Origin of the sequence: Arthrobacter sp. SO3 (assembly GCF_020532825.1) — a bacterium.
Classification (GTDB): domain Bacteria; phylum Actinomycetota; class Actinomycetes; order Actinomycetales; family Micrococcaceae; genus Arthrobacter.
The window spans coordinates 26572-34760 of the sequence record NZ_MQTS01000046.1; the positions used below are offsets into that span (position 1 = coordinate 26572).

Genomic DNA, 8189 nt, shown 5'->3' on the forward strand with positions numbered 1-8189 from the left:
GCGGTTGACCGGGCGGCAGGGGATAGCGGCTGCGGCCTAGCGGGTGCGGCGGAGCGCCGGCTGCTTGCGGGCCACAGCGACCACGCCGCCCACTAGCAGGAGGACTGCGGCGCCGATGCCTGCCGCGGCGGCTGCCTGACCGGCTGATGCGGTCCCCGCGTCAGCGGCGCCGGAGCGTCCGCCGGGAACACCGGCGGGCGCGGAATGCAGGCCCTCAATGTTCTGCACGGCCAGCTGCAGGTTCTTGTCGGCGAGGCTGCCCCACGCGTACACCACCGTGTGGGTGCCTTCCGCGACCGTCACATCGGCCGGGCCGATCACCGGAGCCGTGGTGCCGGCGGCGGCCACCGCGGCGGACAAGGTGCCGGGATCGAGCGTGAGGGTCTCCTCATTGGGGTTGACCAGGCCGGAGATGACGGGAGAACCGCCGGCCAGGATGTCCACTGCCGGTGCCGCTGCCGTGTGGCGGACCGTGAGCTTGCCCTTGCCGGGATCGATCTGGGAAACGTCGTTCGTGAAGAAGTTGGCCGTCGGCTTGCCCTCGGCATCGAGGTTAGCCACCGCCGTGTAGTTGCCGCTGGCGGCGAGGGTGACCTTCACAGGCCCGATCACGGGGGCGGAGGCATCCGCGGCATCGGCAGCGGTGATGGCAAGGTCGTAGTCCCCGGCCGGCAGGGCCAGCGGACCGGCCAGGGTACCGGGGGCGAAATCGTCCAGGGTGCGTTCGCCGTTGACCCAGACGTCAACGGTCAGTCCCGGCACTCCGTGGAGAACAGACAGCTGGGCATCGGACTCGGCCGCCTCAGCGGGGCCGGCAAGGGTGAGAGCTGCCGCGATTGCCACGGCGCCTGCTGTGAAAAGGCTGGTACGCATTTACATCTCCTTCAACGGCCCGCCAGGCGGGCGATTCTTGCTTACACCCCTAACTACCGGCGCACGGGGCCGTTTGGATGCACATGCATGTAGATATTTATTGAGGGAGGTGCTGGCGCAGCTGGCACAGCAAAGCGGCCGGGCGGCTCTGGCGAGCTGCCCGGCCGCGGCTGGAGCTGTGCCGGAGCGCCCTAGACGCGCGGCCGGTTGTCCGGGCCGGCGGGGGCTTCCGGTTTGTCCGGGCCCGGGGCTGCGGGTCCGCCGATACCATAAAAGCCCGCGTGGTCATCGGCCGGAGCGGACGTGGCCGGGCCGGCCCCACCAGGGAAGTGCTCACCTGTCTCACCCGGACCGGGCTGACCGTACAACGGCGGGGCGGCACCGGGACCTCCCGGAACTGGCGCGAATCCGGGCGCGACGGGCGGCACCGCAGGGGGAATGGCAGGCGTGTCGCCCGGATCCCACGGCCCCATGTCCAGATGGAACGGCGGGTATTCGTCGCGCATCAGGGAAACGTACACGCTGACGCGGTAGATCCAGCGGTTCAGGCCCATCAGGAAGTCGAAGAGACCCCGAGGGTACACACCGGTGAACAGCAGGATGACCCCGGCGATGAAGACCAGCAACCCAAACAGGGAGGCCCCCACGCCGACCTGCACCCAATGGCCGTCGCGGTATACCCAGGTCTGCGCGGTCCCGGTCAGCAACGCGATGATCAGCAGGTGCGGGATGGCCAGCAGCCAGGACTTGACGAACACCAGGCCCCGGGACAATTTCTCGGGATAGTCGACGTCGAAGTCAGCCGGGTAGTTGGTGCGCTCCAAGGTGAAGGGGGGATAGATGTCCGTGCCGAGCGCCCCGTAGGAGTAGAAGGCCACCCGCCAGCTCCAGCGGATCACCCCGACGTTGAAGTTGAACAGCGAGCGCGGGTATCGCCCGGTGAACAGGATCGCGAACCACGCCACGATCGTCACCACGCCGAACGCAAACCAGAGGAAGAAGAGGACGATGAAGTGCGGGATCGCCAGAAGCCACTTGAACAGCCACTTCCAGCGGGACAGGTTCGGGTCCAGATAGCCGCTGAGCCGGGCCGGATAGACCACCCCGGCAGCCGGCGGGACGCCCGCCACCCCACCCGGCACCGCACCCGCGGCATAAAGCGGGGGCGCGGAGGACCCGGCCAGCGGCTGCGGCTGTCCGGCCAGCGGCTGCGGCTGTCCGGCCATTGGCTGCGGCTGGCCGGGCACTGGCTGACCGGGCAGAGGCGGGCCGGCCTTGCCGCGGCCCAGCCCTGCTGCGCCAAGCACAATCAAGGGAACTCCAATGAGAAGGAGCACGATTCCGCCGATCAGCAGCCCGATGAAAACGGGCCACAGCAGGTCGGAGCGGGCTCCGGCTTTCATTTCCACGGCCACCGGGGCGCTGCCGTCGGCGTTCATGATCACCACAGCCCAGCTGCCGGAGCGCAGATCCCATTTCAGCTGCTGCTCCCCCGGGCCGGTGGCGGACGCAGCCCAAAAGCTTTGGTCCGCGGGCCTCGCCGGAACCTTGGCTCCGGCCACATCGCGGTACTCCACCCGGAACGGGTTGAACCGGACCTCGGTGATCTCGGAATGGCTGACGCCATCCAGATAGGCCGCCACGTCGCTCCGCGGCCCGATCCCGATGAAGACATCCTTGCCGGCCAACGCCGAACCGCTGAGCATGAGACTTCCGACGACGCCTACCGGGGCGGTGTCAGGCACTCCGCCGTCGGTCATGATGTCCAGGCGGGGTGTTGTCAGTGCGTAGGAGTTCGTGACGTAACGTTCCGCCGGGCTCGTGAAGTATCCGTTATCGCGTTGCAGGTAATTGGCGAAACCCGCGGCGCCGGCACCGGCCAGCAACCCCAGCCCGATGAGCGCGCTGAGAGTTCCCAGCACCAGCATGACTATCCGGCCTGGTCGCATGGCCGCCGTCCTTTCAGATAACTCAGATCAGCTGACTCAGCTCGTGAGTGAGGTGAGCAGGGTTCGTGCCCATCCCTCGGCTTTCTCGATTTCGCCACTGCGCAGCGGTCCTTCGCTGCCTCTTACGTAGAAAGGCATGGGTTCGGCGATGATGTCGGCCCCGCCGGCCTTCAGGGCATGGGTTATCTTCTTGGCAGCGTCGCCGTGGATGAACATCCGGACGCGGGTGTCGAACGCGGCAGCCTTGACACCGGTGAGGGCACCGTTTCCCAGGGCCGAGAGCAGCGCGGTGATTTTCGGCGTCGGGCGCCATCCGTTGATCGGGCTTCCGACCACGAGGAGGTCCCCGGCCGAGAGAGTCTCGGGCTTGAAGTCCCCGACCGGGACGGAACTCGCCTGGAGCCCCTCGAGCGAGCCGGCGATCGCCTCGGCTACCGATTGTGTGTTGCCGTACGCCGAATCGTAGACAACCAGGGCTTTCATGCCGTGATCACTACCTTCAGAGCCTTCGTTTCCGCTGCCCGGGCGAAAGTGTCATAGGCCTCCAGGAACTGATCGAAGCTGAAGTGGTGGGTGGCGAACTTCTCCGCCGGCACCTTTTTTTGGGCCACGAGCTTGAGCAGCATCGGGGTGGTGTTGGCATTCACCAGACCCATGCTGATGTTGATGTTCTGGATCCAGAGGTCCTCAACATGGAGCTCCACGGACTTGCCGTGCACGCCGACGTTGGCCACGTTGCCGCCCGGCCGGACGACGGAGACACACATACCGAAAGTGGCCGGGATGCCGACGGCCTCAATTGCCACGTCCACGCCCTGCCCGTCGGTCAACGCGAGCACCTGCTCCTTCCAGTCGGCGTCGCTGGAGAGGACGACGTCGGTGGCGCCGAACTCGCGGGACTTTTCCAGCCGGTTCGCGTCAAGGTCAACGGCGATGATGGTGGCGGCACCATAGAGTCCGGCGGTGGCGATCGCGGCGAGGCCCACCGGGCCGGCCCCCACGACGGCGACCGTGTCGCCGGGCTTGACGCGGCCGTACTGAACGCCGATCTCGAAGCCGGTGGGGAGGATGTCGGAGAGCATCACGGCCTGCTCGTCGGTGACGCCCTCGGGGAGCAGGTGGAGGGAGTTTTCGGCGTAGGGGACGCGGACGTACTCGGCCTGGGTGCCGTCGATCAGGTGGCCGAAGACCCAGCCGATGCCGGACGCGCCTTCCTCGCCCATGCAGTGCGAGTAAAGCCCGGTTTTGCAGTTGGCGCAGTGGCCGCAGGACTTGATGCAGGAGATGATGACGCGGTCCCCCACCTTCAGGCTGGTGACTGAGGAGCCGACCTCGGTGATGGTTCCGACGCCTTCGTGGCCCAGGATCCGGCCCTTGGTCACGGCGGGAACATCGCCCTTGAGGATATGGAGGTCCGTGCCACAGATCGTGGTGGTTTCCACTTTGACGATCACGTCGCTGGGATTCTGGATCTTGGGATCGGGGACGTCCGTCCAGGACTTTTCTCCGGGACCGCCATATACGAGGGCTTTCATGCGTTCTCCTTGATTCTGAGGATGGTGGGCGGATCCACGATGCGCAGCCGGCACGGGGTTACGGAGCCGTCGATGCCGGATGACATAACCGAGTGACGGGCGTGCTCGTGGAGTTCTTCGATGGCCTCGGCCGTCACGCGGGCATGGGCGAGGTCCACCACGATTTCATAGCTGGGCAGTTTGGCTGTCACCCGACGGCAGACCACATACAGGGCCTTGATGTTGGCGGGGGTAACGACGCCCCGGACGTTGACACGCGCCGACTCCTCAATGGCGTCGATCCTGATGAGCACTCTGATGCGGGGATCCCCGTGTGATGGGTGCGCGTAGTAAGCGCTGGCCCGGTTTCCGTGCTGCCTGTGGGTCACGGGGCATCAGAGCTCCCCCGCAGGCTGTGAGCTGACTCAAAGTAGCAAAAATCGTTGGTGACAGTCATGTTGGCTGCGGTCTCCTGCAAGTTCCCGCCGGCGCGGCAACGAGCAGAATGCCTTTTCCTTCCCCAAGGTTTGAGCGAGACCGTACAACTGATACAAGCGGTTCATCCCCCAATGGCCGTGCAGGAACCTCCCGAAATCCAGCATGGTGGGGGCGCGATTCCTGGGCAAGAGGCGAAAGTCCCGTGTCCGTGTAGGCGCCCGGAACCCGCGCCGTCCGCGGGTTCGGATTGGTGCAGAGCGCTCCGGCCCATAGCCTGTTCCCTATGCCTGAGACTCCTGCCAATGCCGTGAACGACCTCGTGCTCGCCTCGGGGCGGTTTCCCGGCGGGACGGCGCTTCACGACGTGCACGTGACTGACGGCGTCGTTTCGCGGATCGGTCCCGCCGGGATGCCCGGGAGCCCCGGTTCCCGAGTGGTTGATCTGGACGGCCGCTACATCATTCCGGGGCTGTGGGATGAGCATGTCCACATGACCCAGTGGGCCCTCGCCGCCAACCGGATCGACCTCTCCGGCGCCGCCTCGGCGCGTGAGGCGGCCGACGTCGTACGCTCCCATCTGGCCGGCCATTACGACGGCGGCCTGACCGTGGTGGGCGTCGGTTTCCGCGACGCCGCCTGGCCGGATGTTCCCAGTCGGGAGTTGCTCGACGGCGCCACCCGGGGCCGGCCGACTGCGCTGCTGAGTCATGATCTGCACTGCGTCTGGCTCAACAGCGCGGCGGCCGAACGCTACGGAGTGGCGGTGGACGCGTCCGGGCTGTTGCGTGAGGAACCGGCCTTTGAACTGACCCGCGAGCTGGGCAAACTGCCGGACTCCGTCGTGGATGCCTGGGTGCGGGAGTCCGGACAGGCGGCGGCGGCACGCGGGATAGTGGGGATTGTCGATTTCGAAATGACCTGGAACCGCGACGTGTGGCGGCGGCGGGTGGCTGCTGGTTTCGACTATTTCCGGGTGGACGTCGGGGTCTATCCGCAGGACCTGTCGCGGGCCATTGCGGACGGGATGCGGACCGGGCAGGAGCTCGACGGCGGGGCGGGGCTGCTGCGGGTGGGCCCGCTCAAGGTGCTGATCGACGGCTCGCTGAACACCCGCACGGCGTACTGTGTGGACCCGTATCCGCACGGCGGCCATGGGCTGCTCACAGTAAGCGAACCGGAACTGCTGGAACTGCTGGCCCGGGCCAGGGAGTCCGGCTTCGTTCCTGCGGTGCATGCGATCGGCGATGGCGCCAACGAGGTGGCGCTGAATGCCTTTGCAGCGGCCGGGATCGCCGGCCGGATTGAGCATGCCCAGTTTGTCCGCGGCCAGGACTTCGCCCGCTTCGGCGAGCTGGGACTGACGGCGAGCGTCCAGCCCGCCCATGCCCTGGACGACCGTGATGCTGCCGATTCCAACTGGGCCGGGCGCACGGACCGGGCGTTCCCGCTGCGGTCGCTGCTGGCCGCCGGGGCCACCCTGGCGCTGGGCTCCGATGCGCCGGTGGCGCCGCTGGAGCCGTGGACCGCCATGTCGGCGGCCACCACCCGGGCGCGGAGGGACGGGCGGGAGCCCTGGCACCCGGAGCAGGCACTCACCCGGGTGGAGGCCCTGACCGCGTCAACGCGCGGACGGGGCAGGATCCGGCGGGGGGATCCGGCGGATTTCGCAATGCTCGACGGCGACCCGCTGGCGGTGTCCGACGCTGTCTTTGCCGCGATGCCGGTGGCCGCGACCCTAGTGGCGGGGCGCTTTACCTTCCGAGGCGGCGTCTGACCAGCTGGGCTTAGCTGCCTTTGACCCGCGACTGGATCAGGTTGGCGAATGGCAGCTGGCCGTACTCATCCACAAACGCGGCGTGGCAACCGGCTTCGGCCGCGTTGAGCTGCTCAACGGGCAGCTCCTTCCACGCGACGATCAGCGACCCGGCCGCGGCGAGCTGCCAGATCAGCCGGCCGTCCCAGTGGCCAGGCGGCCTGCCGGCGCCGAAGTCGACGAATTCCTGGATCTGCCGGCGCAGCCCACGGTTTCCCTTGCTCCCGGGGCCGGCCTTGCCCACATAGAGGACGTCCGCGCCGTCGACCCATTCGGCTTTGAGTGCTGCCGGCTTCAGGGTGGGGTCCTTCTTCTTGAAGATTCCGGCCGTGCTTTTGGCCAGGAACTGCGGCCGGAAGCCCTCGGGCTGCAGCACCGCGAAGATCCCGGGTTTCTGCGGGATCCGGTTGATGTCAAGGTCAGCGAGGGGCCGGAAACCGGTGAAACCGTCCTCTTTCAGTGACTGTCTGTTGGCTGGCATGGGTTCCTTGGATCGGGGCGCTGGGCGTTCAATCACAGCTTACGGATATGCAGCTCCGTGGCCGCTTTTAATGTCGCAGGTGCCCGATAGTCTGATTCCATGGACGGCAAGCAGGTGCCCGATGTGGTTCCGGAAGCGGCGGTTGGTGTGATGGTCACGGAAGACGCGGCCGTCGCGCTGGGCGGCGGCGGCCCTGAGCTGGACGGTGCGGGCTTGATTGCGGAAATCCGGTCCCTGGAAGACCGAAAGTCTGCCCTGGCTGCCCGTCAGGCCCGTCTGTCCGTGGCCTTTGACCTGCTCCAGCGCCGCGAACAGCGGAACCTTGGGGTGCCGGCGGCGGAGCTGGGTGCCGGGGCCGGCGCGCAGATCGCCCTGGCCCGGCGGGAATCCCCGGCCCGCGGCGGACGCCTCCTGGGCCTGGCCAAAGCCCTCGTCACCGAAATGCCCCACACCCTCGCGGCCCTGGAGGGCGGGGCCCTCAACGAATGGCGCGCCACGTTGCTCGTGAAGGAAACCGCGTGCCTCTCCGCGGCGGACCGGGCCGCCGTGGATGAGGAACTCGCCGCCGACACCGGGACCTTCAACGGGGCCGGGGACCGGCAAATTATCGCCGCGGCCCGCACCGCCGCCTACCGCCGGGACCCCCGCACCGTCACCGCCCGCGCCAGCCACGCCGCCACCGAACGGCACGTCAGCCTCCGCCCGGCACCGGACACCATGTGCTACCTCACCGCACTGCTCCCCGTCGCCGCCGGTGTCGCCGCCCACGCCGCCCTGACCCGGCACGCCGACACCCTCCACGCCGCCGGGGACCCCCGCACCCGCGCCCAGCTCATGGCCGACGCCCTCATCGAACGCACCACCGGGACCCCCGGCGGGATCAGCGGGATCGAAATCCAGCTCGTCATGACCGACCGCACCCTCTTCCAGGGCCACAGCGAACCCGCCCGCCTCCCCGGCTACGGCATCGTCCCCGCCGGCTGGGCCCGCGACCAGCTCACGGCTCCGGAGGCAAAAGGAACCGGCTCCGGCGACAACGTCGGCGACAGCGCCGCGGACGGTGAAGACGCAGCCCTGAACGTCTGGCTCCGCCGGCTCTACACCGCCCCCGGCACCGGAGA

The 8189-nt window shown here is 67.9% G+C and carries 8 protein-coding genes; 2 read left to right on the forward strand and 6 right to left on the reverse strand.

The window, feature by feature from the left end:
- Positions 1-36: 36 nt before the first annotated feature.
- The 5 genes from BJQ90_RS05310 to BJQ90_RS05330 form a co-directional block, all read right to left on the reverse strand.
- On the reverse strand, positions 37-873 hold the full coding sequence (locus tag BJQ90_RS05310) for a DUF4397 domain-containing protein (protein WP_226759262.1): 837 nt from the start codon (positions 871-873) through the stop codon (positions 37-39).
- 191 nt (positions 874-1064) lie between these two features.
- The gene (locus BJQ90_RS05315) at positions 1065-2822 is read right to left on the reverse strand and encodes a DUF4389 domain-containing protein (protein ID WP_226759263.1); all 1758 of its coding nucleotides are present in this window, start codon (positions 2820-2822) and stop codon (positions 1065-1067) included.
- A gap of 36 nt (positions 2823-2858) precedes the next feature.
- Positions 2859-3305: a flavodoxin family protein gene (locus tag BJQ90_RS05320; protein WP_226759264.1), complete on the reverse strand. Its 447-nt coding sequence runs from the start codon at positions 3303-3305 to the stop codon at positions 2859-2861.
- Positions 3302-4357 carry a zinc-dependent alcohol dehydrogenase family protein gene (locus BJQ90_RS05325; protein ID WP_226759265.1) on the reverse strand — a complete coding sequence of 352 codons (1056 nt, stop codon included), beginning with the start codon at positions 4355-4357 and terminating at the stop codon, positions 3302-3304. Before BJQ90_RS05325 ends, BJQ90_RS05320 begins: the two co-directional genes overlap by 4 nt.
- The gene (locus tag BJQ90_RS05330) at positions 4354-4725 is read right to left on the reverse strand and encodes a hypothetical protein (protein ID WP_226759266.1); all 372 of its coding nucleotides are present in this window, start codon (positions 4723-4725) and stop codon (positions 4354-4356) included. The genes BJQ90_RS05325 and BJQ90_RS05330 overlap by 4 nt, the downstream gene beginning before the upstream one ends.
- Positions 4726-5057: 332 nt before the next feature.
- Between BJQ90_RS05330 and BJQ90_RS05335 the strand changes: the two genes are divergently transcribed.
- Positions 5058-6548, forward strand: coding sequence for an amidohydrolase (locus BJQ90_RS05335; RefSeq protein WP_226759267.1), 1491 nt, complete (start codon positions 5058-5060; stop codon positions 6546-6548).
- 10 nt (positions 6549-6558) lie between these two features.
- Here BJQ90_RS05335 and BJQ90_RS05340 read toward each other — a convergent pair whose 3' ends face one another.
- A complete protein-coding gene (locus BJQ90_RS05340; protein ID WP_226759268.1) occupies positions 6559-7068 on the reverse strand; it encodes a hypothetical protein in 510 nt (169 codons plus the stop codon).
- A 150-nt stretch (positions 7069-7218) separates the two neighbouring features.
- Here BJQ90_RS05340 and BJQ90_RS05345 point away from each other — a divergent pair.
- On the forward strand, positions 7219-8189 hold a 971-nt coding region (locus BJQ90_RS05345), incomplete at its 3' end, for a DUF222 domain-containing protein (protein WP_413463643.1).

Coding starts and splice junctions, on each gene's coding strand:
- BJQ90_RS05310 (WP_226759262.1), bottom strand. CDS start 873: ATGCGTACCAGCCTTTTCACAGCAGGCGCCGTGGCAATCGCGGCAGCT.
- BJQ90_RS05315 (WP_226759263.1), bottom strand. CDS start 2,822: ATGCGACCAGGCCGGATAGTCATGCTGGTGCTGGGAACTCTCAGCGCG.
- BJQ90_RS05320 (WP_226759264.1), bottom strand. CDS start 3,305: ATGAAAGCCCTGGTTGTCTACGATTCGGCGTACGGCAACACACAATCG.
- BJQ90_RS05325 (WP_226759265.1), bottom strand. CDS start 4,357: ATGAAAGCCCTCGTATATGGCGGTCCCGGAGAAAAGTCCTGGACGGAC.
- BJQ90_RS05335 (WP_226759267.1), top strand. CDS start 5,058: ATGCCTGAGACTCCTGCCAATGCCGTGAACGACCTCGTGCTCGCCTCG.
- BJQ90_RS05340 (WP_226759268.1), bottom strand. CDS start 7,068: ATGCCAGCCAACAGACAGTCACTGAAAGAGGACGGTTTCACCGGTTTC.